At 29.8% G+C, this 26,743-nt stretch carries 26 protein-coding genes; 6 read left to right on the top strand and 20 right to left on the bottom strand.

All coding sequences use genetic code 11. The features are described from left to right. Window positions 1-98 precede the first annotated feature (98 nt). Both AACQ14_RS02380 and AACQ14_RS02375 read right to left on the bottom strand, forming a co-directional pair. On the bottom strand, window positions 99-1,118 hold the full coding sequence (locus tag AACQ14_RS02380; RefSeq protein WP_339361962.1) for a LacI family DNA-binding transcriptional regulator: 1,020 nt from the start codon (window positions 1,116-1,118) through the stop codon (window positions 99-101). A 322-nt stretch (window positions 1,119-1,440) separates the two neighbouring features. Then, complete coding sequence (locus AACQ14_RS02375) at window positions 1,441-2,133, bottom strand: hypothetical protein (protein ID WP_339361961.1); 693 nt, start codon at window positions 2,131-2,133, stop codon at window positions 1,441-1,443. Window positions 2,134-2,310: 177 nt separating this feature from the next. Here AACQ14_RS02375 and AACQ14_RS02370 point away from each other — a divergent pair, with 177 nt between their 5' ends. Further along, window positions 2,311-2,709, top strand: coding sequence for a hypothetical protein (locus AACQ14_RS02370; RefSeq protein WP_339361960.1), 399 nt, complete (start codon window positions 2,311-2,313; stop codon window positions 2,707-2,709). A 107-nt stretch (window positions 2,710-2,816) separates the two neighbouring features. Here the strand turns inward: AACQ14_RS02370 and AACQ14_RS02365 are convergent, their stop codons facing one another. The 5 genes from AACQ14_RS02365 to AACQ14_RS02345 all read right to left on the bottom strand — a co-directional run bounded on the left by AACQ14_RS02365 (window position 2,817) and on the right by AACQ14_RS02345 (window position 7,778). Next, window positions 2,817-3,644 (bottom strand): sugar phosphate isomerase family, encoded by an 828-nt coding sequence (locus tag AACQ14_RS02365; RefSeq protein ID WP_339361959.1) that lies wholly within the window; start codon window positions 3,642-3,644, stop codon window positions 2,817-2,819. A gap of 28 nt (window positions 3,645-3,672) precedes the next feature. Continuing rightward, window positions 3,673-4,872, bottom strand: coding sequence for an ROK family transcriptional regulator (locus AACQ14_RS02360; RefSeq protein WP_339361958.1), 1,200 nt, complete (start codon window positions 4,870-4,872; stop codon window positions 3,673-3,675). A gap of 353 nt (window positions 4,873-5,225) precedes the next feature. Then, entirely contained in the window at window positions 5,226-5,954 is a 729-nt protein-coding gene (locus tag AACQ14_RS02355; protein ID WP_339361957.1) for a hypothetical protein, read from the bottom strand. 205 nt (window positions 5,955-6,159) lie between these two features. Beyond that, window positions 6,160-6,507, bottom strand: a complete 348-nt coding sequence (locus AACQ14_RS02350; protein ID WP_339361956.1) for a P-II family nitrogen regulator — start codon at window positions 6,505-6,507, stop codon at window positions 6,160-6,162. A 47-nt stretch (window positions 6,508-6,554) separates the two neighbouring features. Beyond that, on the bottom strand, window positions 6,555-7,778 hold the full coding sequence (locus AACQ14_RS02345) for an ammonium transporter (RefSeq protein ID WP_339361955.1): 1,224 nt from the start codon (window positions 7,776-7,778) through the stop codon (window positions 6,555-6,557). A gap of 974 nt (window positions 7,779-8,752) precedes the next feature. Between AACQ14_RS02345 and typA the strand changes: the two genes are divergently transcribed. Further along, complete coding sequence (gene typA / locus AACQ14_RS02340; RefSeq protein ID WP_339361954.1) at window positions 8,753-10,567, top strand: translational GTPase TypA; 1,815 nt, start codon at window positions 8,753-8,755, stop codon at window positions 10,565-10,567. Between the two features lie 536 nt (window positions 10,568-11,103). Then, window positions 11,104-12,759: a phosphoenolpyruvate carboxykinase (ATP) gene (locus AACQ14_RS02335; protein WP_339361953.1), complete on the top strand. Its 1,656-nt coding sequence runs from the start codon at window positions 11,104-11,106 to the stop codon at window positions 12,757-12,759. Window positions 12,760-12,844: 85 nt separating this feature from the next. On the opposite strand, the gene AACQ14_RS02330 is transcribed toward AACQ14_RS02335, so the two are convergent. From AACQ14_RS02330 to AACQ14_RS02315, 4 genes are all read right to left on the bottom strand, one after another. Then, a complete protein-coding gene (locus AACQ14_RS02330) occupies window positions 12,845-13,321 on the bottom strand; it encodes a MarR family winged helix-turn-helix transcriptional regulator (RefSeq protein WP_339361952.1) in 477 nt (158 codons plus the stop codon). 130 nt (window positions 13,322-13,451) lie between these two features. Further along, complete coding sequence (locus AACQ14_RS02325) at window positions 13,452-14,033, bottom strand: uracil-DNA glycosylase (RefSeq protein WP_339361951.1); 582 nt, start codon at window positions 14,031-14,033, stop codon at window positions 13,452-13,454. Further along, window positions 14,030-14,815 carry a DUF72 domain-containing protein gene (locus tag AACQ14_RS02320; protein WP_339361950.1) on the bottom strand — a complete coding sequence of 262 codons (786 nt, stop codon included), beginning with the start codon at window positions 14,813-14,815 and terminating at the stop codon, window positions 14,030-14,032. The genes AACQ14_RS02325 and AACQ14_RS02320 overlap by 4 nt, the downstream gene beginning before the upstream one ends. A gap of 2 nt (window positions 14,816-14,817) precedes the next feature. After that, window positions 14,818-17,841, bottom strand: a complete 3,024-nt coding sequence (locus AACQ14_RS02315; RefSeq protein WP_339361949.1) for a DNA polymerase III subunit alpha — start codon at window positions 17,839-17,841, stop codon at window positions 14,818-14,820. A gap of 298 nt (window positions 17,842-18,139) precedes the next feature. On the opposite strand from AACQ14_RS02315, the gene AACQ14_RS02310 reads away from it, so the two are divergent. Both AACQ14_RS02310 and AACQ14_RS02305 read left to right on the top strand, forming a co-directional pair. After that, a complete protein-coding gene (locus tag AACQ14_RS02310) occupies window positions 18,140-19,120 on the top strand; it encodes a radical SAM/SPASM domain-containing protein (protein WP_339361948.1) in 981 nt (326 codons plus the stop codon). Window positions 19,121-19,196: 76 nt separating this feature from the next. After that, window positions 19,197-19,682, top strand: a complete 486-nt coding sequence (locus tag AACQ14_RS02305; protein ID WP_339361947.1) for a L,D-transpeptidase family protein — start codon at window positions 19,197-19,199, stop codon at window positions 19,680-19,682. An 8-nt stretch (window positions 19,683-19,690) separates the two neighbouring features. On the opposite strand, the gene AACQ14_RS02300 is transcribed toward AACQ14_RS02305, so the two are convergent. The 9 genes from AACQ14_RS02300 to sdaAB form a co-directional block, all read right to left on the bottom strand. Further along, window positions 19,691-20,224, bottom strand: coding sequence for a spore maturation protein (locus AACQ14_RS02300; RefSeq protein ID WP_339361946.1), 534 nt, complete (start codon window positions 20,222-20,224; stop codon window positions 19,691-19,693). Further along, window positions 20,221-20,802 (bottom strand): nucleoside recognition protein, encoded by a 582-nt coding sequence (locus AACQ14_RS02295; protein ID WP_339361945.1) that lies wholly within the window; start codon window positions 20,800-20,802, stop codon window positions 20,221-20,223. The genes AACQ14_RS02300 and AACQ14_RS02295 overlap by 4 nt, the downstream gene beginning before the upstream one ends. 89 nt (window positions 20,803-20,891) lie before the next feature. Beyond that, the gene (locus AACQ14_RS02290) at window positions 20,892-21,521 is read right to left on the bottom strand and encodes a hypothetical protein (protein ID WP_339361944.1); all 630 of its coding nucleotides are present in this window, start codon (window positions 21,519-21,521) and stop codon (window positions 20,892-20,894) included. Continuing rightward, complete coding sequence (locus tag AACQ14_RS02285; RefSeq protein ID WP_339361943.1) at window positions 21,508-22,638, bottom strand: ABC transporter permease; 1,131 nt, start codon at window positions 22,636-22,638, stop codon at window positions 21,508-21,510. The genes AACQ14_RS02290 and AACQ14_RS02285 overlap by 14 nt, the downstream gene beginning before the upstream one ends. Further along, window positions 22,619-23,494 carry an ABC transporter ATP-binding protein gene (locus tag AACQ14_RS02280; protein ID WP_339361942.1) on the bottom strand — a complete coding sequence of 292 codons (876 nt, stop codon included), beginning with the start codon at window positions 23,492-23,494 and terminating at the stop codon, window positions 22,619-22,621. The genes AACQ14_RS02285 and AACQ14_RS02280 overlap by 20 nt, the downstream gene beginning before the upstream one ends. Next, the gene (locus AACQ14_RS02275; RefSeq protein WP_339361941.1) at window positions 23,478-23,783 is read right to left on the bottom strand and encodes a hypothetical protein; all 306 of its coding nucleotides are present in this window, start codon (window positions 23,781-23,783) and stop codon (window positions 23,478-23,480) included. Before AACQ14_RS02275 ends, AACQ14_RS02280 begins: the two co-directional genes overlap by 17 nt. A gap of 46 nt (window positions 23,784-23,829) precedes the next feature. Beyond that, a complete protein-coding gene (locus AACQ14_RS02270; RefSeq protein WP_339361940.1) occupies window positions 23,830-24,345 on the bottom strand; it encodes an RNA polymerase sigma factor in 516 nt (171 codons plus the stop codon). A 267-nt stretch (window positions 24,346-24,612) separates the two neighbouring features. Further along, window positions 24,613-25,503, bottom strand: coding sequence for an L-serine ammonia-lyase, iron-sulfur-dependent, subunit alpha (gene sdaAA / locus AACQ14_RS02265; protein ID WP_339361939.1), 891 nt, complete (start codon window positions 25,501-25,503; stop codon window positions 24,613-24,615). A 27-nt stretch (window positions 25,504-25,530) separates the two neighbouring features. After that, window positions 25,531-26,202 (bottom strand): L-serine ammonia-lyase, iron-sulfur-dependent subunit beta, encoded by a 672-nt coding sequence (gene sdaAB / locus AACQ14_RS02260; RefSeq protein WP_339361938.1) that lies wholly within the window; start codon window positions 26,200-26,202, stop codon window positions 25,531-25,533. Between the two features lie 238 nt (window positions 26,203-26,440). Here sdaAB and AACQ14_RS02255 point away from each other — a divergent pair, with 238 nt between their 5' ends. Next, window positions 26,441-26,701 (top strand): AbrB/MazE/SpoVT family DNA-binding domain-containing protein, encoded by a 261-nt coding sequence (locus AACQ14_RS02255; protein WP_113672991.1) that lies wholly within the window; start codon window positions 26,441-26,443, stop codon window positions 26,699-26,701. Window positions 26,702-26,743 lie beyond the last annotated feature (42 nt).

Raw genomic sequence — 26,743 nt, 5'->3', positions numbered from 1 at the left:
CAAAGAAAGCGTAAAAATATTTATTTTGTTTCTAATGAATCTGTAATATAAAATAATATATACACTCGTATGTACACACCCCAAAAAAATATATAATTCTACTGTGTCATAGATTTTGTGGTATTACCAATAATTAAATCAGTATCTATATCAATGTCTTTTACAACTTTTCCTTCTATTTTATCAATTAATAATTCCAATGCTGCCCTGCTTATTTTTTTTCTTGGAATTTCAACAGTTGTTAATCTAGGAACCATATATTTGGCTATAGTTGTATCGTTATATCCTATAATTGATACATCCTCTGGTACTTGCAGATTAAGGGACTTGACTGCACTCATTACAATATAAGCATGCATATCGTCATTCACTAAAATCGCAGTAGGTCTATCCTTAGATTGAAATAACTGATAACTTTTTTCAAAAACATCCTTGTAGCCATTTGCACCTTGAATAATATAATCTTTGTTAAGCTCCATGTTATACTTCTCATGAATCTCAGCATAACCTTTTACTCTTAGATCATTATAATCTATGGTATCCTGTTCTTTTAGACTTGAATCAACAAAAGCTATTTTTGTATGACCTTCCTTAACTAGATGCTCCATTGCTCTTAGAGTTCCTCCATAAATATCTATATTGACAAATGTAATATCCTTAGAAATATTTTCATGTATTCTATTTCCAAATAAAATAGTAGGAATGCCAATATCAGGGAATTTATTTATTAATTCTCCTTCTAAGATATCGGTACTTATTATAGCCCCATCAAATTGTCTACTTATTAATTTATTAATATACTGTTCATCTCTTCTTGTATTGCAAAAAGAAATAATATAACCTCTCTCATTGGCTATATCTTCCATATCCATTACAATTTTTGCAAAGTGTTCATTACTTATATCATCACATATAAAAGCTATATGATAACTTTTTTTACATTTCAAGCCTAGTGCAACAGTATTAGGGTGATAACCTAATTCTTTTATAGCTTGTAGAACTCTTTCTCTCTTCTCTTGACTTACATATCTATTATTATTAGTAACATACGATACAATAGTTGGTGTTACTCCTGCTCGTTTTGCTACATCTTTTCTTGTAACTCTTTTACTACTCATAAAAAATCGCCCCGCTTACCAATACATTAATATATTCTATAATTAATTTAATTTAATTTACAAATGTTTTTTTGTACATTTTTTTATATAATTTACTTTTTTGCTTGTAATAAAATGATTATATCACAAATATTATAGTTTGTACACACGAATGTATATATTTTTTTTATATTTCAACAAAATAAAAAAATAATCTATATATAGACTTTTCTATGTATAAAATCTATTATATAGATTATTGTAATGACTATTTCTTTATACCATATTTAAAAATAATATTTCTATTATACACTTATTGATATTATTAATATATCTTTAAAAATTAATAATCGGCTGAAATCCTTTCATTGTATGTACTAGAACCTCTTTGAATTATCCAAACAGCATTGTGTCCTGCATAACTATACTGAGTTTCATCAATTATCATATATGGCCAATCATAGCTTTTACTATAGCTAGTACCCGTTGTTTCAAATGATTCTGTTCTATTATTATTTGAATCAAACACAGAACCTTGTCCAGCAGTTATTTGAATTTCTTTAACTGTTGCTCCATCGTATAGAGCAAGTACTTCTCCTTCAATCTTTGATAATTTAATTATAATATCCCCTCTAAAATTAGTATCTTTACTTATTTCTGTTCTTATAAAAAGTTTAGCATGTGTTACTATTTTAGTTTCTTCAACACCTATTATACTTGTTGATGATTTCTCACTATAAATAATTCCAACAGTTTCTATTGCCGAATCATCATTACGAATTGTTGATGTAACAATTTTTGTTGATTCCCCGTTATTTAAGACTAATACATTAAAATTTTCCAAATTCTTTTTATCAATAGTTAATGATTTTTCCATTTCTTCAAAAACCGATGAATATTTTTCTAACTTTTCTTGATTAAATACTACTTCTTTATTATCAATAGAACATTTTGCATTAACTGGTAGTGTGGATATAGAGATTATAATTAATACTCCTATTAATAATAATTTTTTTACTTTCAAAAGCTTTTTCATGTTTTTCCTCCTTATGTAATTTTATAATCAAATCATTTCAAATATATCATATTGTTAGAAATTTTTCAATACTTATTTACATTATTGTTTAATTATGATATATTATATATATTACAAATCAATTCAACTCAACTATAATATTTTTATAATTAAATACCTCTAAAGGAGAATACTCTTATGAAAAAAACAAATATAAATTATATAATAAATTATATAATAATTTTGGTGATTGCATTTTTTAATTACAAAGTTATTAATCATACTAATAATTACATAAAAAAAACGTATAACTACAATATATTATTAGTTATATTTCCAATTATTTGTCTAATATTATTTGGTATTAGTATAGGATTAATTTCATTTTTTAAAGAAATTAATACATGCGGTAAATGGAAAAAAGATACTAATAAATTAATAATCATAGGGTTACCAAGCTTAATAATTAGTTTATTGCCACTATTAGTATATATAGGAATAATACCCTATTATTTTGCAGTAAATAATATGTTGTTTATTTCTAAATTATTTCAGATTCTTTTAGGCTATACTATAATTAGTAGTTTTCACAAATAAGTTATAATATGGATAACTATATAACAAAAAGCACCTATAAAATTTATAATAGGTGCTTTATAATGCTAGAATAATTGTTTTATATATATTAGTTTTTACTATTTTAATTAATATGGTTTCTTTGCTACATATTTAGAAATAGTTATTTTAGCATCATCATGTTCTTGTAAAAAACTAACTGGGAATTTAGCTGTTACCTCACCATAGATAGCTCGTCTTGTTACTGCTCTATGCCAATCTCTAAACATATACAGACGTATTTTTTTTGCACTAAGAATTTCCTTCATACCAATGGTAATACACCATTTTGGTAATGACTCAATAGCTCCACCTAATGCACCTGCTGCATTGATGGTTCTAGTTTCTCTTGATATCTTTAGAGTTCTAGTTCCAATATTTCTAAATTCTTGATCTATTATATTTTCACATTCTTCTGGTGGCTCATTAAAAGCAACATGTCCATTAATACCTACACCGCCAAAACATATATCAACTCCACCAAGTTCCTCCATCTTTTCGAATATTTCATTCTCTTTTCCAGGTTCAGGGAAAAATCTGTGGTCTTTGGGAACATTTATATCTTCGTCAATTTTACCATATAACTCTCTATCCATAAATCCTTTAAAACTAAGAGGGTCATCTGTATCAATCATAGTCATGTCATCATTAAGATATTCATCCATATTAAATATATATACGTCATTAAGATTAAGACGATACTTATTAACGATTCTTGCAAATCTTTTGTATTGACCAACTGGTCCTACTGGACAGATGAATATAGTATTTTTACCATTTTCATTATTTTCTTTTATAGCATCAAACATAGCCCATGCCATATCATGATACATATCGTCCTCTGTATCCATTATCTCTAATGGAATCTTACTATTTTCCCCTAATTTGCCTTCTCCAATTGTGTAATAGTCCTTCATTGTAAAGCCTCCTTGTGATTTTTTTACTTTAAAATATGTCTTTATAAACTAATGTACCAGCTGAAACTCCATTTACTATGTCAGCATCTTGTCTATGTACAAATAATGTATCTTCACCTACCAAATTGAACAACTGCTCTTTTGCATATAATTCAATTCTATCTGTTATATTGTCTCTGTATCTAAAAAACTCGCCTGAAAGAATAACCATATCAGGATTAAGTATATTGATTATATTAGATACACCAAGACTTAATGTTTTTTCAGCCTTATCCAAAACATTCCTACATAATTTATCATTATTAGAAGCACACTTGTTTATTAATTCAAATGTAATTTGGTCATAATCTTCTCCGATATAATCTGTTATTATACTCTTCGCACCTCTAGTCAATTCATCTTTCACTTCTGTTTCTATAGCTTCCGTACCACAATATGCCTCCAAACAGCCTTTTTTACCGCATGTACAGAGTCTGCCATCTTGTCCTATTTTTTGATGCCCTATCTCACCGGCAACACTATTTTTACCCCTTAATATGTTTCCTTCAACAATGATCCCACTTCCTACACCTTGATTGCACATGATGTAAATGATGTTTCTATATCCTTTGCCATAACCATACCAATATTCACCTAGAACAGAGATATTAGCGTTATTATCAATATAAACAGGCAACTTGAAAATTTTCTCAAGATACTCCTTAAGATTAATCTGTCTTGGTTCTTTATTTATGTTGAAATCCATTAGTATCCCTGTCTTGTAATCAACAGTACATGGAACACCTATTCCAATTCCTAATATTTTATCTTCATCAAGCCCAGATTGGGAAATCAATTTTTCTATTACTGTTTTTACATTATCGAGGAATTCTTTTTCTTCTTTTATGTATCTTACGCTTTCTTCTTTTCTAGCAATTATATTTCTATTAATATCAAGTATTGTTCCTTTTATGAGGGTTCTAGTAATATCCAAGCCAATACAGTAAAAAGCTTTTGGATTCACCTTCAAGAGAATGGGTTTTCTACCTACTGTCGTATTATCAGTTCCAGCTTCACCTGTTTCAAGTAGAATATCACTTTTAATTAGCTCATCTACTATCCTAGTTACTGTTGGCTTAGATAATGCTGTATTATTCCATACATCAGTTCTTGATACAGGTTCATTTTCTCTAATATAATTAAGGAGAACCTTTCTATTTCCATCAATAGATTTATTATTTATCTTCAATATTCCTCCCCCTTTATTTCACTACGAAACTATTATTTATCAATACATCAATTATAACTATAATCTACTTATTTTGTAGTTAGATATGTAATTTTATATATTCAAAATATCATAATACAATATACTTGTCAAGATATTTGACTCATAATGAAACCAATTACAATTCAAGATTACTTGATGCATATTAAAACCATTCTATTCTATTTCAGATATGTCATGATATGTTTTCGTAAAATGCAAAAAAGGTTAGCTCATAAATACTTTAATCAATAATAAAATGTTTATGAAACTAACCTTATTCTTATTTTGGTTTACATATAATGGCTCCAATCATCAGATTATAACCCACAAAGTTACTCTTGGTTTTTTTCTTCTATATCACTAATTAATTTTTTCAAATCAATAGTCTTTGTATATTCTACTAGTTCATCATTTATATATCTGAAAGGTTGATTTTCAATCCTTTCATCAATCTCTTCTTTTGAAAGAGTCTTTAATTCTTCATTAGTAAAGAACAAATTATAATTTTGGGCCTTATCAATTATTTTATACTCACCATCTTTTAATTCAAAATGATATTTTATGACACCATAATATTTGTCCGTTTTACTCTGAAATGTCTCTCTTACAAATACATAGCTCCAATCCTCATTATAATTATCTTGATAAACATCACTAATCTCTATTTCATGCATTTCTTCATCCATCATCTGTATAAAATTATCAGATGAGTCAAGAGGATAACCTGTACTTAGTAAATATTCCCTGGTTTCATCTATATCCTTACCAATAAAATCTTTCATGGGTACCCATTCAAAATCATCTTTTACAGCATTCATATATAGATATTGCTCATCAACCGCTTCCCCATCTTTCATATATTTAACATATATATCTCTATATTCATCATAGGGTATGTAGAATCTAGTTAGTAGATATTCTTTTTCTTCTAATAACTGTACTATCCCAGTTTGTGTTAATATCTCGGTGTCATTTGTATTTATGTTAGTATCATTTTTACATGATGTTACTAAAAAAATTGTTAAAATTATGCTTGATAATAAAATCGTTGTTCTCTTCATTTAAAAATTACCGCCTTAACAATAGAGTTACTTATACATATTTATTTTTATAACATTATATCATATATATATGAAAATTTCTACATTAACTAAATTTAAGGAGTAATTTCTAATTATAAAAAACATATTGAGCCTAAGCCTTTTAATTATAAAGACTTAAGCTCTTAATATAAACCCACCATATTCAAATTTACTTTTTTATTACCTAGAGTGCCTTAACACCCTCTTCACCCGTTCTAATCTTTATTACATTCTCAACAGGATATAAAAATATCTTTCCGTCCCCGATCTGTCCTGTTTTCAATACCTTTTTAGCCGTTGCAATAACCTTATCAACAGGCACTTCACATACTACCATCTCAACTTTTACCTTTGGAAGAAGATTTATAGTAAGGGGTATACCTCTATATGTCTCGGTAATTCCCTTTTGCATACCACAGCCTAGAACTTGTGTTACAGTCATACCTGTAATACCAATATCATGAAGAGCTTCTTTTAATTCTTCAAACTTGGAACTTCTTGTTATAATATCGATTTTAGTCATTTTATCCATATATAATCCTCCCTTTTAATATAGACCTATAAATATTCTCAGTATGATCACAGATTTATATAAGCTGAAATTCCATGTTCTATATTATCTAAACCATTAATTTCTGTTTTTTCTCTAACACGTAAACCAACAAAAAATCTAATCAACCAAAAAGTTATAAAAGCCAAAGTTATTGCAGTTATTCCGCATACCGTTACCCCAATTAATTGAGAGCTAAGCACCTTAAGCCCTCCTCCATATAACAAACCTCCATTAGTTGAAAAAACACCTATAGCTAACGTCCCAAATATTCCACAGACCCCATGAACTGATATAGCTCCTACAGGATCATCAATTTTCAATTTTGAATCCACAAACTCTACAGATAGAATCATAATGATACCACTCAATAAACCTACTATTATAGCACCAACATAAGATATTTCATTAGCTCCTGCCGTTATTCCAACCAATCCTGCAAGAGCACCATTCAAAGTAAGAGGCGCATCAGGATTTTTATACTTCAAACAACAAAATATCAAACTTGATAAAGTTGCAGCAGCCCCGCTAAGTAATGTTGTAACCGCACTATGTATAGTATCTGGAGATGTAATATCTAACGTACTCCCAGGATTAAATCCAAACCAACCAAACCAGAGAATCAACACTCCTAGTGCTCCTAATGGTATATTATGTCCTGGTATAGCAACAGGTTTATTTCTCCTATACTTGCCTGTTCTAGGTCCAACCATATATGCACCAATCAATGCACAAAAACCTCCTACAGCATGAACCGCTGTTCCACCTGCAAAATCTCTAAATCCAAATTGCTCAGCTAAAAATCCTCCTCCCCATATCCAATGACCTATTAATGGATATATAATAGTCGTAGCTACTAAACAGAAAATTATGTACGAAGTAAATTTTGTTCTTTCTGCCATAGCTCCTGATACAATAGTTGCACATGTAGCTGCAAATATAGCTTGAAAGAAAAAGAATACGTCAAAGGATATTCCATTTAAATCTTCAGGTTTTCCTATCAACATAAGCATATCCGTACCAATAATACCACCAAAATCTGTACCATACATTATTGAATAACCCACAAAGAAATAGCACATCACTCCTATTGAAACAGTTACAAAGTTTTTCATGATAATATTTACTGCATTTTTTGATTGAGTAAATCCAACCTCTACCATTGCAAAACCTGCGTGCATCAAAAAAACAAAAACGCTGGCTATCAGTACCCACATCGAATTGATTATAAATGCTGTATTCATTTTACTCATCCATCCCTTCTAGTATATATTTAACAGCTTACCCTCTAAAAGATAGAATAATTTGAGTTCCTAATTTGGGCTACGGTCGCTCCGATAGTATAGGGGAATATTCCGTCAGCCAATTAAACGTCCGTGTTTAAACGGCTGAGTTCGCCCTCCATGGCTCACTGCTCCATATTCCCCTATACTATCTACACTCGTTATTTCTATCATATCTACATTTGCCTTACACAGTATAACGATATGATTTATCTAACGTAATAAATTTAAACAAGAACGTAGTTCCTATAAAAAATAAATAAAAAAAGCCCATACGTCATTTTTGACGTATGGACTTCATTGTCCACTCATTTATCTAATATCTATTAGAGTTTCTATGTAGAATCCACCCTTGAATTCATGTTGAAAATTATACACTATACTTGAATTTCTGTCAATATTATTTTACAAATTTATTTTAATAACAATTCAATCAATTGAACTCACATCTACACCTTCTTGCATATTCACTATGTTTTATTAATATTATAACCCTACTGAAACTATCAAAGATTCCCCTCTCTTATACTCCTATCTATTCAATACACGAAACTACACGGTATATATAGTTAGTTTTACGAAGACCGTTCCTTGGAGTAAGGCGAAGTAAAACTAACTATATATACCAACGCAGCCTTGAATATAACCCCCTCATAATAAATTCCAACTACTAAATACACCTCCTAACCCATATTTATTAACTCCCCCCCTTCTAAAACCTATATTTTGAAATTTCTGGACATATTCCCTCTAATTATCTACCATCTTTCAAAAATGTTCCTCAATCTCTACTTGATTATTTCCCCAATAACGTATAAACTATATAGTTGGTGCAATAAATGATTCTTAAAAAACCTTAAATGAATTATCATTTAATTTATTATATATTGCTAGAAATATTTAACATACCAAAAGACATTAAAATTAGAAAGCAGGGTATAAATATGTCAGAACAAAAAATTATAAATATAGCAGTAATAGCCCACGTAGATGCAGGTAAATCAACTTTGGTAGATGCGTTCTTAACTCAAAGTGGTATCTTTCGTGAAAACCAAGAAATTGTTGACCAAGTAATGGATAGCAACGACCTTGAAAGAGAACGTGGAATAACAATATATTCAAAAAACTGTTCAATAAACTATAAAGACTATAAAATCAATATTGTAGATACGCCAGGACACTCCGACTTCTCGTCAGAAGTAGAAAGAATCATTAAAACAGTTGACACAGTAATACTATTGGTTGACTCAAGTGAAGGTCCTATGCCTCAAACTAGATTCGTACTTCAAAAATCACTTGAACACAACTTAAATCCAATACTATTCATTAATAAAATAGATAAAAAAGACCAAAGAGCAGAAGAAGTTGTAGACATGACTTTCGACTTATTCGCAGAACTTGATGCTAACGACGAACAACTTGACTTCCCAATCATCTACGGAGTAGCAAGAGAAGGTATAGCAAAATATTCTATGGATGATGATTATACAGATCTTACCCCACTATTTGAAACCATTGTTAACCATACAAAACCTTATCCGGACAAAAACAGCGAACCTCTACAACTACAAATATCCGCTCTAGCATATGATGACTATATTGGTAGATTAGGAATTGGTAGAGTTTCAAGAGGTGTAATAAAAGAAGGTCAGCCAATCGCTATATGTAAAAGGGATGGAACAACTGAAAAAGGTAAAATTTCCAAACTATTTACTTATGAAGGACTCAAACAAGTACCTAAAAAAGAATTAAGAAGTGGCGATATAGCTGTAATAGCAGGTATCTCTAATATCTCTATAGGTGAAACATACTGTGACCCAGAAAATATAGAACCTATGGAATTAATAAAAATAGAAGAACCTACACTATCAATGAACTTCTTAGTCAACAATTCTCCTTTTGCAGGACAATCTGGTAAATATGTTACAACTAGACATATAAAAGAAAGATTAGACAAGGAATTAGAAATCAATGTTGGTCTAAAAGTAGATGAATTAGGTGGTATTGATGGATATAAAGTATCTGGTAGAGGAGAACTCCATCTTTCAATACTAATAGAAAACATGAGAAGAGAAGGTTACGAACTAAGCGTATCCAAACCAGAAGTTCTTATGCATAGAGAAGAAGGAAAATTGCTTGAACCAGTAGAAAGGGTTATTGTCAATATCCCTGATGAATATTCTGGAACTGCAATAAGCAAACTTAATCTTAGAAAAGGTAGAATGGAAGTTATGCTTTCAGACAATGGTTTTACACGTATGGAATTCATTGTACCAACAAGAGGATTGCTTGGTTTCAGAAGTGAACTAATAACTGACTCTAGAGGAGAAGCTACAATAATTCGTTCATTTGAAGCTTACGAACCTCACAAAGGCGAAATACCTTCTAGAGGTAATGGTGTATTGATTTCTGGTGAAAAAGGCACAGCTATGCCTTACTCACTTAACAATCTCTCCCAAAGAGGAACAATGATTATACATCCTACTACAGAAGTATATGAAGGTATGATTATAGGTATTAACTCTAGAAAAGAAGATATGACAGTTAATCCATGTAAAAATAAAAAATTAACTAATACTCGTTCATCTGGAGCAGATGATGCAATAAAATTATCACCACCAAAAATATTCAGCTTAGAAGAAGCATTAGAATTCATTGATAATGATGAATTAGTTGAAATAACTCCAGATAGCATTAGATTAAGAAAAAAATACCTTACAGAAAGTGAAAGAGTTAAATTTACTAATAGAAATAAATAATTAAAAATTACGTATACTAAAACTGATATGATACCTCTAAAGTAGACATCTAAATAATTAAAATTAGATGATTTACTTTGGAGGTTTTTATTTTTAAAAATATATATTACCAGACAATATTTTATGGTTATTATAATAAATAGTAATATATTTTTAATTAATACACAAACTTTAAATAGATACAAACTTTTAAAAATATCTGATGATTTTTTATGACATTTTTTTATTTTTTATTTCAAAGATTGACAAAATTACTAGAAAATCCTTTAAAATATGTAATCCTTTAAAAATCCTAACAAAACCTCAATAATTAATTATATAAGTCTTGGTTGACATTTGCAAAACGTAATATTATAATTAACATGGGGAAGATTTGAAAGTATTTTAAAATAAAAAAATTGACTTAGTCATTAAAAAACTTTTTAATAAAAATATATAAACTTTCTAATATAATAAAGATAATAAATTAATCACTGTGTGATGAATTTATATATATATACTATTACAAATTAATATACATGAAGGAGGAATACCTAATGGCAACAAAAAGAACTTATAGTTGGGATCAAATTAAAAAAGATAATCCTATCTTTTCACAAATTCGTACTACAATCGAGACACCATTTTATGGAAACAACGTAGTTAATGTAAACTCTCTTAAGGAAGCTTACAAATTAGCAAAAAATTCTCCAGGAACTATTGTAACTGATATTCCTGTATATCAACCAGCAAAACTTGGTCTTGACGAAGATGCAAAAGTATTATTATTCAATGATGGTGCTGTTAAAGGACGTTGTGCAGCTGCAAGAAGAATCATTGGTGAACCAAATGTAGATCAAGAAGAATATGCTACAAAAATCAGAGAAGCCGTATACAATACTAGATATCGTAAAATGTATCATGCTCAAGCTTATGTTGGCTTAGATGCAGATTTTATGGTAAAAGCTCACCTTTTAATTCCAGAAGGTTTCGAAAACATAATGTATTCTTGGTTACTAAACTTCCAATACTTAAATGAAGAGTACAATAACCTTTATGAAAAATCAAAAGTAATTGAAAATGAAGGAGATATCTTTATTTTCTCTGATCCTGATTGGGCACATGCAGATCATCCACTTGGACTTACTTTCTTTGATCCAACACATAACTGCGCTGCTTTACTTGGTATGAGATACTTCGGAGAACACAAAAAAGGTACATTAACACTTGGATGGGGAACAGCTAACAGACACGGATACGCTGCTTGCCACGGTGGACAAAAACGTTATAACTTATCTAATGGAGATAAATTCGTTGCAGGTGTATTCGGATTATCAGGTTCAGGAAAATCTACTATTACACATGCAAAACATAACGACAAATATGATATCACAGTACTTCATGATGATGCATTCATTATTTCAACTGAAAACAGTTCATCAGTAGCACTTGAGCCATCATACTTTGACAAAACTCAAGATTACCCAATGGATAACGACGACAATAGATTCTTATTGACTGTACAAAACAATGGTGTAACAATTGATAATGATGGAAAAGTAGTTCTTGTAACTGAAGATATAAGAAACGGTAACGGCCGTGCTGTTAAATCAAAATTATGGTCACCTAACCGTGAAAATAAATTTGCTGAACCAGTTAATGCTATCTTCTGGTTAATGAAAGACCCTACACTTCCACCAATCATGAAATTAGACGGAGCTTCATTAGCTTCTGTAATGGGTGCAACATTAGCAACTAAGAGAACATCAGCTGAAAGATTAGCAGAAGGTGTAGACCCTAATGCTCTAGTAGTAGAACCATATGCTAACCCATTCAGAACTTATCCTCTTGCTGATGATTATAACAAGTTCAAGCAATTATTCAGTGATAACGATGTAGATTGTTACATCTTGAATACTGGATTCTTCATGGGCAAAAAAGTTACACCTGCAATTACTTTAGGTTCATTAGAAGCTATTATTGAAGGTACTGCTAAATTTGTACCATGGGCTCCATTCAATGATATTCAAATCATGGAAATCGAAGGATTTGTTCCAGATATGAAGGATTCTGAATATGTTGACCAATTAAAAGCTAGAATGATTGACAGAGTTAACTTTGTTAAATCTACTGAAACTGATAAAGGCGGATTTAATAAGTTACCAGCTGAAGCTTTAGAAGCTTTACAAAAAATCGTTAACGAATTAAAATAATAACTATTAATAATAAAATGATTTTCACCAATCATAAAACAATGCAATTCACCAATAAAGGCTACCTTAACAGGTAGCCTTTTAATTATTTCTTTTTAGTCTTTTTATATTTAACTTTTTTAGATTTCATTTTCTGAAAATATTCATTTATTCCACCTATACCTTTTAAGAATACATTCATTTCTTCTTGGTCAAGTATTGCTATAATATCTTCTATCATATTTTTGTGGAACGTTGCATGATGATTATATACTTTTAATCCCAGATCTGACAAGGAGATAAGAACTACTCTTCTATCTTTGGTACTTCTATTTCTATTAACATAACCTTTTTTAACAAGATTATTGATAGCAATGGTTAATGTCCCTACAGTAATTTCTAAATCTTTGGCAACAGATGACATATTTCTACCATTTCCCAATCCTATGGCTTCAATAATATGCATATCTGTAATGGAAATATTACTAAACTCATCAGTTATAAGTGCTTTCTCTTCAATTGTCATAATCTCATTAAACAAATTCACTAGTAAATCATTTAAAGTTTCATAAGTATTTTCCATATCTCACCTAACCTTGTACCATAATATAATCGAAGTATATAATAAATAGCTATTATTGTCAAACTAGTATTTGCTATAATTAGATAAAATAAGTAAAATATTAATAATTAACTAAGCTTGGTTATAACTGTTATAATAATTTTTTCAAAATTTTTCCTACTTCAAATAGATCTTTTTTTAGTAATTCTTTCTTAATCTCGTCATGGAAAACAACGCTGGGGTGATAAGTAGGCATTATTTGTATATTTTTTATTTGTTGCCATACCCCACGAATTTCTGTTATCTTTGCCTTTGGATTGATAATTGCCTGAACAGCTATACGACCAAGACAAACAACTACTTGTGGTTTAATCAATTCAATTTGTCTTTGTAAAAAAGGAAGTGATTCATTTACTTCAGATTTTTTAGGTGTTCTATTTCCTGGTGGTCTTACTTTTACAACATTTGTAATATAAGCTAATTCTCTGTGGATATCTGATTCTTCTAAATATCTATTTAATATTTTTCCTGCGTTACCTATAAAAGCTCTTCCAATCTTTGCCTCATGTGCCCCAGGAGCCTCTCCAATTAACATAAATTTTGCATTTGCAGGTCCTTCTCCGAATACAACCCGTTCTCCCTCATCTGGTATAAATGTCTCCATACATTTTTTTTCTAATGAGTTAAGATCATTTACTATATTTAGATTAACTTTTTCATCCATTAGCATCATGTTAATACAACCTCCTTTTCAATCATTTTACGTAACATTCTACCATTTATTACAGCTTGAGCACGATAATGATTATTCATGCTTACAAAAGTTTTTTTGGTCTTTGAAGAAAGTTTTAAAATATGAGGAACCCAATCCTCTAGTTCGCCCTTTGAATAAAGGTAATCATATCTTTCATGTGTCTTTTCATGGTGCCACCATTTCTTATAATTTCGACCATGAAATCTAACATAACCAATATCACTAGTTGCCCATACTGTAGGAGGAACTAATGTTTTGAACTGAGGTTCATCAACACACACATAACCTAAATGTTCCTCTTCTAATAGGTCAAAAACTCTATCATCAATCCATTCTTCATGGCGAAATTCAATAACTATAGGAATATCTCCCATTCGTTCTCTAAAATCTCTTAAATAATCCCTATTCTCATCTCTATTACGAAAACTAGTTGGAAACTGAGCCAAAATACAACCAAGTTTATCTACTTCAATGAGTGGTTGTAAGGCTTCTCTAAATTCATTAAATAGTTTATCATTATCCTCTCTTTTATGAGTCAAACCTCTATGAGCCTTAATAACAAATTGAAAATTATCAGGCGTTTTCTTCTGCATATGATATAACATAAATTTATTAGGCATTTTATAATAAGTTGAGTTCACTTCTGTAAAATCAAACTCCTTAGCATAAAACCCAAGATATTCTTTTTTATCTAAATCCTCTGGATAATATATCCCTTTCCAATCTTCATAACTGTATCCTGCTGTTCCAACATAAAACATAATTATCCTCCTAATCCCTTTATTTTTTCAGCTTTTACATATAATCTTGTATCTAAATTTGTTAGGATGCCCTCTACTATTATGCCCTGAGGGTTTAATTCATATAAGTACATTTCATATGTTTTTGGATAAACTAATATTTCTACCATTTCAGAATGATCCTGTAACACTATGATTAAAAGATATTCCCCTGTTTTTGTAGGTTGTCTCCTTAAATGAATAATTGCTCCTGCAATTCTTACCCGTTTGTTGTTAGTAGTATTCCATAAATTTTCTATGGGTATAATCCTGTACTTATTTAAGAAATGTTTGATATTATAAGTTGCTACTTTCTTTAATGAATAGCCTAAATATTCTTTTTCCAGCTTTCCCTTCTGTTTTTGTGAATAATCCTTATCTATGTCTTCAGTTAGGTATTCAAAAATATTAATTTGAGGTGATGTCAATAAATTAATCATCTTTTTTCTATTATTATCTAAATTATCGCAAGCACCTACAAAAACCCATACTTTTAGCACTGATCTATTAACTTGATATCTTTGTATTCTTGTAAGAAAATCTTCAAAAGAAATAAACTTACCATCTTTTCGACAGTGTATAAGGGAAGATACTGCATTAGCTCCAGATCCTTTTATAGCATCCATTCCAACACGGATACCCTGCTTTTCTACCTGAAATCCTATTCCACTTTTATTGACATCAGGACATAACAAAGTTATTCCCATTTTTTTAACTTCTCTGATGTAAACACGTCTGTCAAAATACCCACCTTGTAAGCTTAGCAAAGAAGCCATATATTCTTTTGGATAGTGAGTCTTTAGATAGACCGTCCAATAGGATATATAGGCATATGAAATACTATGTGCTTTGTTAAAACTATAGCCAGAAAACCTTTCTAAGAAATTAAATACTCTAAGAGCTTGTTGCTTTTTATAGCCTTTTTTTGAAGCTCCTAGAATAAATTTTTTCTTATACTCCTCTATAGAATATAAATGTTTTTTTGCCAATACACGTCTCAGGATATCTGCCTCTCCCATAGAATATCCTGCAATTACATGAGCAATATCCATAACCTGTTCTTGGTATATTATTAATCCATAAGTAGAAGATAATATATCTTCCATCTGAGATAAGATATAATTATATTTTTCTTTTCCATCTCTTCTTTTAAGATAAGTATCTATTATACCTTCTTTCCAAGCTCCTGGACGATATAGAGCCAATAAAATTGCAAGTTCTTCAATAGTTTTAGGTTGCATTTTTCTTAATAAATAGCGTATGCCCATACTCTCTAATTGGAAACATCCTAAAGTATTCCCAGCTTTAAGTGCTAAAAATGTTTCTTTATCATTTAGACCTATATTCTCTACACGAAGCTCTTTACCTTTTTCTTTTAATATTGTACCAAGAGTGTCATCAATTATAGTTAAATTCCTTAAACCAAGTAAATCATATTTTAATAAACCAAGTTCTTTTATATCTTCTTTATTAAAAGTAGTAATAGAATCTCCATCATTTCTTAATTTAATAGGAATGAGAAAAGGTAATCTATCACCTATTAAAACAGCTGATGGATGGCTAGAATAATTATTAGGTAATCCTTCTATTTTTTGTGCGAAATGAAATAAAGATTTATACGGCTCTTTGTCAACTGGAAGTTTTTTTAGTTCAGGTAAAGTTTCTAGGCAATGACGAAGACCACCTGTACCGCTAAAAGCAGGAAGAAGACTTGCAATAACATCTATTTGTTGTTTTTTTAGATTAAGAAACTCTCCTGCCTTCCGAATGGAACCTCGTGTACCAAAAGTATTACAAACACCCAGATGTACTACCTTATCATTTCCATATTTTTTCTTTAAATACTCTAAGATTTCATTTCTTCTTCTCCGACAAACATCTATATCTATATCAGGTATATCGCTACGATCTAGGCTTAAAAAACGTTCAAAAGATAATTTATACAAAATAGGATTTACTTGTGTAATACCAAGTAAAAATGCTACCAGACTACCAGTAGATGAACCTCTCCCAGGTCCAATAGAAATTTTTCTTTTTCGTGCAAAATTAACTATATCCCATACTATAAGGAAATAGGGGCTCAATTTTCTTCTACTGATTATATTTAGCTCATAATTCAATCTTCCTATAATTTTAGCCTGTTCCTTACAACTTAATTCTGTAAAATCAAAATATTTATATAATCCTTCAAAACATAATTTTTTAAGATAACTATCATGATTCCTAGAATTTAGAAAAGGATAACTTGTATGCTGATTTATATCATGGTAATCTTTATAGTTACAACGTTTTGCAATAACATACGTATTGTGAATTGAATTAGGAAATCTCCAAAACTTCTCACTCATTTCCTCTTGGGATGGAAAATAAAAAGGACCAGTTTTTGATATATTTATACCCTTATCATTTCTAATAATATTTAATTCGACTGCATCTTCAGGCTCCAGATAATGAATATTATGAGTAGCAACAACTGGAACATCCATTTCTTTTGAAAGATTTATAGTTTCTTGTATCACAATATCATCATCCTCAAAAAAATGGTTTTGGATCTCTAGATAGAAATTTCCATTACCAAACGAATCAATATATTTTTGAACCATCCTTTTGGCTAGATAACGTTTTTTTTCCTTTAATAATTGATAAATACTACCTCTTATTCCACCACTTAATGCAATAATTTCACCTTTAGAAAATTGCTGTAATGAAAATCCGAAATTAATCCATCTTAGTATTTGTTCATATCCTTTATATGAAACAGCCAGCAATACTAAGTTTTCTTCTTTTCCAACACTTAATTCACATCCAATAATAGGACGTATATCATATGCTTTAGCCAACTGTAAAAATCTAATAACACCATTTATAGAGTTTATATCTGTAATAGCTAAGGCTTTCATATTCATTAACTTTACTTTTTGAAAAAGTTTCTCCAGTCTGCAAGTAGCTTGACCTAGACTATATTCAGTATGAACATGTAAATGCACATATTCTTTCCCATCTATCATTTTAACAATACTCCTCATTTTAGCTATTTATATTATAGTTTCATTTCAATTCTTTACTTATATTATATCCAATTCTATGTATAATCAGTTAAACTGTCGAAGTCAATAAAAATGGCCATTTTAAATTATTTTTCGTTCTTATTTTACATATAATATATATACTGCTTTTTTTATTTAATAACTAGATTAACTATCATTAAATAGGACTAGAAAAATAGGGGAGTTTTTTCATATAATGTCTAACTGATAATAATAAACTTATAATCCACTAGATTTTTTTGATGAAGGGAGAAATATCATGATATTAAATCCATATAAAAATGGTGTGGGTAAGATTAAATCTTACTTAGAAAAAAAATGTCCTAAGGCATTGGAGAAACATATACTACCAAAAAGTGTAGTTATTTTTGATCGCCTTTTTACCCATAAAAGTAAAAAATTAGCTAAGAAATATGTTTCTATGAAGGAATTTCCTGTCTTTCAAACTATTGAGGTTGAAACAATCAATAGATGTAATGGCAGCTGTGCTTTTTGCCCTGTCAATAAACACAATGACCCTAGACCTTTTAAAATAATGGATGAATCCCTATTTACTTCTATCATTACACAACTGGGTGAAATAAATTATTCTGGTAGTTTTGGATTATATTCTAATAATGAACCATTATTGGATAAACGGTTGATTGATTTATTAAAACGCTCAAGAGAAGCTTTACCTAATGCAGAGCTATATTTATTCACTAATGGTTCATTACTGACTATTGAAAAATTTATAGAGATCAGGAAATATCTAGATAAATTAATAATCGATAATTACAATGACCTATTAGAAGCCAATGAGAAGGTTAAAATAATCGACAGCTATAATGAAAAGAATCCATCTGCCTGCAAAGTCTTCATCTATCTTAGAAAAGAAACTGAAGTATTGACCAATAGAGGTGGACAAGCAAATAATCGTACAAATAATAAGTTCAAGCTGAAATCATCCTGTATGTATCCTTTTGAACAAGTAGTTGTACGCCCTGATGGCAAATTAAGTCTATGTTGTAATGATGCAACTGGTAAAATTACTATGGGAGACCTAACAAAAGAAAAACTTATAGATATTTGGAGAGGGGAAAAATATCAAAACCTTAGGAAAATGATGTTGAAGGATAGAAGTCTTCATCAAATGTGTAAAAATTGTGATGTAGTAACACCAAAATTCGATTCCGGCTCAACTTTCCATATAAAAAATATCTTTAAGATGCTCGCAAACAAAAATACTTCCAGTAATTAAATAACAGCTTACACACCTAACACAATCTCATTACTTATAACATAATATTTATTATAATTATTTATAAGGTGATTCAATGAAATATACTATTAAATCAGGTGATACATTAGCAAAGATAAGCTATCAATATAAAACTCCTTTAAAAAGTATTATTTATGCTAATAATATAACTAATCCAGATACCCTAAAAGTTGGAGATATCATTATTATTCCAGATGAAAAGGACAATCCATTCTCCATTGAGATTGTATTAAAAAATAGAATCCTAAAATTATTAAGTAATGATAGGGTTATCAAGCATTATCCAGTAGCTATTGGTAAACCATCTACCCCAACTCCAAAAGGTTCTTGGAAAATAATAAAAAAAGGGTTATGGGGTGACCAATTCGGCGGACATTTCATGCAGCTAAGTGTTCCTTGGGGTATTTATGGAATACATGGAACTAATAAACCCTGGTCTGTTGGTACAAGAGCTAGTAATGGTTGTATACGTATGTACTCTAATCAAGCAGCAGAGCTTTATTCAATTATTCCTTTAAATACCCCTATTTTAATATATTAAAATACTACTTAATTACCAAAAACACTATAAGTTATTATTACTGATGCAATTATACCAGCTAGACTAACTAGTAAAGCTCCTGTCAACGTATATCTGGTTTTCTTGATTTTAACTGTCATAAAATATATTGATAAAGTATAAAAAACAGTTTCTGTACAACCCATCATAACAGATGTCATTCTCCCAATAAGAGAATCTGGACCATATGTCTTGAATAGATCCAGTATTAACCCTGTAGTAGCTGAGGATGATACTGTTCGCATTAATGCTATTGGTACTAATTCGGAAGGAAAATGTATCTTACTTGTTATTGGAGTCAAAACATTGGTAAGCACATCTAAAAAACCTGATGCTCTAAGTATCCCAACAGCCACCATTAGCCCAATCAATGTAGGCATAATCTGTAAAACAATCTTAAAACCTTCCTTGGCTCCAATTATGAATGTATCATATACTTTGACATTATTCAATAACCCATAACCTATAATTAGAACAAATATAAGTGGAATCATAAAATCCGAAATCATAAGGACAATTTTCATTTTTTACTCACCTTCATCATTATTTTTGCAAATATAACTCCTACCAAAGTAGATATAATTGTCGCTAATATGGAAGGTCCTATGATTTCTGCTGGATTTTCTGAACCATATTGGGCACGATAAGCCAATATGTTAACTGATATTAATTGAACAGAGGAAATATTTATTATTAAAAATGTACACATTGCTGTACTAGCTATACTCTTATCCTTATTTAACTTCTGCAATTCTTCCATTGCTTTCAAGCCTGGAGGTGTAGCTCCCCAACCTAGTCCAAGCATGTTAGCTATAATATTAGTAGCAATATATCTCTGTGCTGGATGATTATCAGGTACCTTTGGAAATAAAAATCTGAGTATAGGTCTCATCTTTTTTGTTAAGCCTTTAATAAGCCCAGCCTTTTCTGCAATTTTCATAAGTCCAGTCCACATAGCCACTACTCCGACCAACATAATACATAAGCTAACAGCTTCTTTTGATGATTCTATAGCTGCTTCTGTTACTTCACCCATTTTCCCATTGAATGCACCGAATATTACTCCTATCAATATCATAAATGCCCATAAATAATTAAGCATACCTTACTCCATATACAATCTTTTACCTATTTATATGCAATAAAAGTATGCTTTATTTCAATATACACCTAAATTAATATCTTATTGTTTTATAGTTTTTTGTACAGATATATGAAGAATAAGATTAACATAACTACCGAGGCAATTAACAAATTAATCTTAATACCAAAATCATCATTTAACATGCTAAATAGATATAAACCCCCTGTATATCTACCAAATGTGAACATATCAAGCATATAATAGACAAAAGGTATAATATACCCTACTGATCTCTGACCTGTAAGATAAGCTGAAATCATACCTATAACCCCTAGATATAATGCAGTTATAAAACTGCCATTAACACAATGAACAAAAACAAACTCTGCTCCAAATACTTTCTCAATGCCAAATACAATCAATATAACCAAATACATACTAATCATATAGGAAATAACCCGTGATATAACAATTATACAATGTGGTACTTTTTTTATATAGGTTAATTCATACACTCTAATCTCTTTTTCAAATCCAGCCAAATGAGTGAATAATAATACTCCTAATGGTGTCAATAAATATTCTCCAAGATGAATTGGTGAGAAATTAAGAGTATGTGACACATTTAATGCAAAGATAATTATGATAGTATATGAAACACAGAATATTAATATCCCTTTGGGAAGAGTCTTTATGTTAAAGCTTAATATCCCTGCCGTATGTTTAATTTTTCCCACAGATATTACCTCTTTTCTTCTCGAATATCCATATGGCTCCAACCAACAATACTATAGAAATAAATGTTATAACTATCCTATTGAATATGATATCATTAGCTACCTTTTGATATTCAGATAATGTAGATACATAATTATATCGAATCATATATTTACTAACATTGTATTGGCTGCTGCTAAATGGTACACTGTAATTCCAATAAATAAATTGAACTATTATTGGTAATATACCATTTCCAAAGGCAACCTGTAATATATATGCCAATGAAGTTACAATCATTATTGTTGGCAAAATCCAGGTTATTGATATTTTAATGAAAGCAAAATAATCAATCTTATCATAATGATTTGCGAAATCTATAGTTGAATAACCTGCTAATATCAATACGACAATCATCATTAATAAAACATTTCCTATATATTTACTTATAACATATTTTATTGAAGATATTTTTTTTGTATAAATAATCTCATAAGCTTTATATTTCCTATCTCTAATCAAGGAGAAAGCTGCTATAAAAACAGAAAAGAATCCTACAGCAATTCCTATGTAATCAGCAAACAACCTTGCATAAGAACCTGTAACTTTTTCTGATTTCCTTATCTCTTCTTCTCTTTTAAGAGTTTCTTCAAACAATACTTTCTTTGCTGCTAGATTTTTGATTTTATCATCTTCATACATGTTTATATGTCCAAGCTCATTATGAACCTGTTGTAATATATTATGATATTCTTGCTCTGATATATCTTTCTCTTCTATTTGTTTTTTTATAATTGATACTACCTCTAACTGTTCATTGTTCAATTCTTCTATCTCAACTACAGACAGTTCTGATAAAACTACAAAGCTTTTATTTTTCACATCATTCTCTAATAAATTATGTAACATATCTAATTTTTGATTAAAACCTATACTAGACTCATCTTCTAGATTGCTTTTATAATAGACACTACCTTCTACTAATAAATCTCGTGGAGAATTAGTATATACTTCTTCCATATTGATATCTCCAACAAATTGAGTAATATAAAATAAAACTACAAAAACGCAGAAAATACCAAAGGTAATACTTTTCAATTGATATTTAATTTCTTTATTAACCAATTTCCAGAACATTTTCATCTACCTCCTGCATCAAACTCATGTAAGCATCTTCTAAAGTAGGATTAACAGGTTCAGCACCTTTTGGTTTAATCTGGGAGATAATTTTCAAGTTCGCCCTATCTTCTTCTAATACAGTTGAAACAACTAAATATTCCTTTTTAATTTCATCCAGCTTATCAATTTCAATAGGAAATTTCCAAACCTTATTTTTACCAATCTTGATGAAATCACTAACTTTCCCACTATATTTGATATTACCTTCTTTTATTACTGTTAGACTTCTACAGCTTAACGCTATATCTTCAACGATATGGGTAGATAATATAATAACTTTATCTTTACTAAAATCCGATAATAAATTACGGAATCTTATTCTTTCTTCTGGATCCAGTCCTGCTGTTGGTTCATCTACAATTAATACTTTTGGGTCATTTATAAGAGCTATTGCAATACCAAGTCTTCTTTTCATACCTCCGGATAATGCTTTTACCTTAAGTTTTCTACAAGTTTCAAGATGTACTTCTTCTAACAAACATAATATCTTTGATTTTGTAGGTTTTATATCTGATAACAAATAAAAATATTCTACAGTTTCATATACTGACATATTGGGATATAAAGAAAATTCTTGTGGTAAATATCCTATTATTTTTCTTACTTCTTTTTTATTCTCAACTTTTATACCATCATAAGTAATTTCTCCTGAAGTCTTAGGTAATAAAGTTGTTAGAATTCTCATAAGTGTTGTTTTTCCTGCTCCATTAGGTCCAAGTAGACCATGCATGCCATTTTCTAGTTCCAGGTTAATATTATTGAGTACTTGTTTATCACTATAACTTTTATTCAAATCTCTAATACATATTTTCATCTATAATCCTCCTGTATATTTTTCTTTCAATAATATTTTCATAATATAAAGCTACAATGAATAGTACTGCTCCCCCTGATAAAATAACAGTTAAATCAAATTTAAATAAAATGATGAAAACCATAATAATCAATGAAAAACATCCAAACAGCTTAAGCTTTACTTTTCTTTCTCTTTGTTTAATCAACTTGGAAGCTAACTCTGCTTTATCTTTTTGAATCCTTTCATATTCCATCCATCTTACTTTTTTCCAAACCTGCTCCACATAATCATTATGATTATTTTCCATATAATCAACTCCTATATTTATCTCTCATTCCTTATATTAATATCAGTCAATTGATACTATTAATTTTAGTTTTTAGTTTCTTACGTGCACGAAATATTATAGCTTTTATCTGTTTTTCCGTCTTCCCTAGAACTAATGCGATCTCTTTGTAGTTAAGATTTTCATATACATATAAATATATTGCATATCGTTGTATGGGTTTAAGCCTGTTTATAGTCTCATTTATAAGCTCATTTCTTTCTTGTTTGAGTATTATATTTTCTGGGGATGAACAATTTATTATTTCAAATTCGAGGGACATCTCTCTTTTACTTTTTCTAATATGATCTATCGCCTTATTCCTTATAATTGAGAAAAAGTAAGATTTTATAGATTTATTCTTATCAATTTTATCTCTATATACATATAATTTTGCAAAACTATCTTGTACTATATCTTGTGCCAAATAATTATCATGCACTATGTTCATTGCGAAATTTTCAGCTGATAATCTATAGTTATGTACAAAACTCTCGAACTCATTATTATCACCTTGCTTTAGTAATTCAACATTAATTTCCAAGTTATTTGCCTCCAAGATATTCATATAATAATTATTATAATTCCTATGTTAAACATGCTCTATAATTAATACGAATAAATCCATAAAAAGTTACGTTAATTTTAATAAAATATTTAATAATTTTCTTTATATATTCTAATCAGTTATGGAATCTTTCCTATAGCATAAAAAATAGAGTTATCCAATAATACATAGTCTAGCAATAATTGGAAGCTAATACCCCTTTTTCATTAATGCAAAACGTAAATGGATAACTCTATATTAAAATTAGTTTATTTTATCTTCCCCAAATATTTTCTTTCTCAATTTTCTACCTGTAGGTGTAGTTGCTATACCACCTTCTGCTGTTTCTCTAAGATTGACTGGCAGCATTTTCCCTACTTTTCCCATAGCTATGACTACCTCGTCAAATGGTATTACACTTTTGATACCAGCTAGAGTCATTTCTGCTGAAATCATAGCATTAGAAGTACCTATAGCATTTCTTTTTGCACATGGAGCTTCTACAAGACCTGCCACAGGGTCACAAATCAGCCCCATTAGGTTTTTAAGTGCAATCGCTGATGCATTCAAGGCTTGTTCCGGTGTTCCTCCCAGCATCTCCACAATTGCTGCTGCTACCATTGCTGATGCAGACCCTACCTCAGCTTGACATCCCCCTTCTGCTCCTGATAGACAAGCATTCTTACCAATGATAATACCTACCGCACTAGAAGTTAATAATCCCTTTACAACAGTTTCTTCATCTAGGTCAAATTTTTCTTGTACAGCTAAAAGTACCGCTGGTAATACTCCACATGAACCTGCTGTAGGACAAGCTACGATTCTCCCCATAGAAACATTTACTTCCATTACACTAAGAGCATAACTAATAGCTTTGGACATTGTTTTTCCACATATGGATTTATTGTTTTCATAGAATCTTTTTAACTTTTTTGCTTCCCCGCCGATCATAAAGCCCTTTATATTCTTTTCCTTTTCATCAAGACCCTTTTCAATTGAATTTTTCATTATATCTAGATTATTTTTCATTGCATTATATATTTCCTCTTTAGTTAGAGAGCTATTAATACTTTCATTTAAAATTGCTACATCATATATTGCCAGATTCTTTTCTTTACATATTGCTAATAGCTCTTTCCCATTTTTATAATTCATTACCTCACCCTTTTCAAGTCATTGATATTATAGTTTTAACTTATCTATTTTAGTTACATCATCTACATAATCTATTTTTTTAATATCCTCTAGTACACACATTTCAATCTCTTCATCAGATTCTAAAATAAGTCTGGCATAATCTCCTTTAGCATCTCTGTATAACTTCATAAATGCAATATTAACCCTATCTTTAGCTAAGATTGATGTAATAGCTGCCATTACTCCAGGTCTATCTAGATGTTTTGTAATCAACGTAGTATATTCTCCATTGAAATCAACATCAAAATCATTTATTTTTATAATGGAAACTTTACCTCCGCCAATAGAGGAACCCATTACCATCATTTCATGACCGTCTTTTGAAAACATATTAATCCTTACCGTGTTAGGATGAACATCTCCTAAATCTTTTGAATTGAATTTATACTTGATTCCCTTTTTCTCAGCTATCTCATATGCATTTCTAAGTCTTTCATCATCTGGAAGAAAACCCATTACTCCTGATAACAGTGCTTTATCAGTACCATGCCCTAAATAAGTTTTTGCAAATGATCCATGAAGATAAAATCTTACTTCACTTACTTCCTTACCAAAAATTTCTCTAGCAATATAACCAATTTTGGCTGCCCCAGCAGTATGTGAACTGGAAGGTCCAATCATTACTGGTCCAATAATATCAAAAATACTATATTCCATTTTACGTTCTCCTTTGATAGATTCTAGATAATTATTACTTCTTTAACTATACCTTCTTTATTCCTATATTTCAACATTATATATATTATTATTTGCGTTAAAGATGATAAATAATACTTACTTTATAATATTCGTCAAAAAAAGATTATATTTACAAGATTATCCATTTTATTGACACTTATTACCTTTTGTGTTATTCTTATATAGGATAAACATAACGGTTTGAGGGGGAAATATTATGAAATCAACAGGAATTGTTAGAAAACTTGATGAATTAGGTAGAATAACTTTACCAATTGAAATACGTAGGAATTTTGATATTAAAGAAAAAGATGCTCTTGAAATTTATGTCGATAATGAACAAATCATACTTAAGAAATATCAGCCTGCTGATATATTCACTGGCAATATGGATGATTTAATTGACTATTATGGAAAGAAAGTATCTAGACAATCAATTATTGAAATGGCCAAAATTGCTGGACTTAATGTAGACTAAATAAATATACTTGAATAAAAAACTAACCCTCTAATTATAAGA

Source organism: Vallitalea maricola (assembly GCF_036985595.1).
Taxonomy (GTDB): Bacteria; Bacillota; Clostridia; order Lachnospirales; family Vallitaleaceae; genus Vallitalea; species Vallitalea maricola.
Note: the sequence above shows the minus strand (reverse complement) of the source record. Positions and strands in the feature narration are given on the sequence as shown.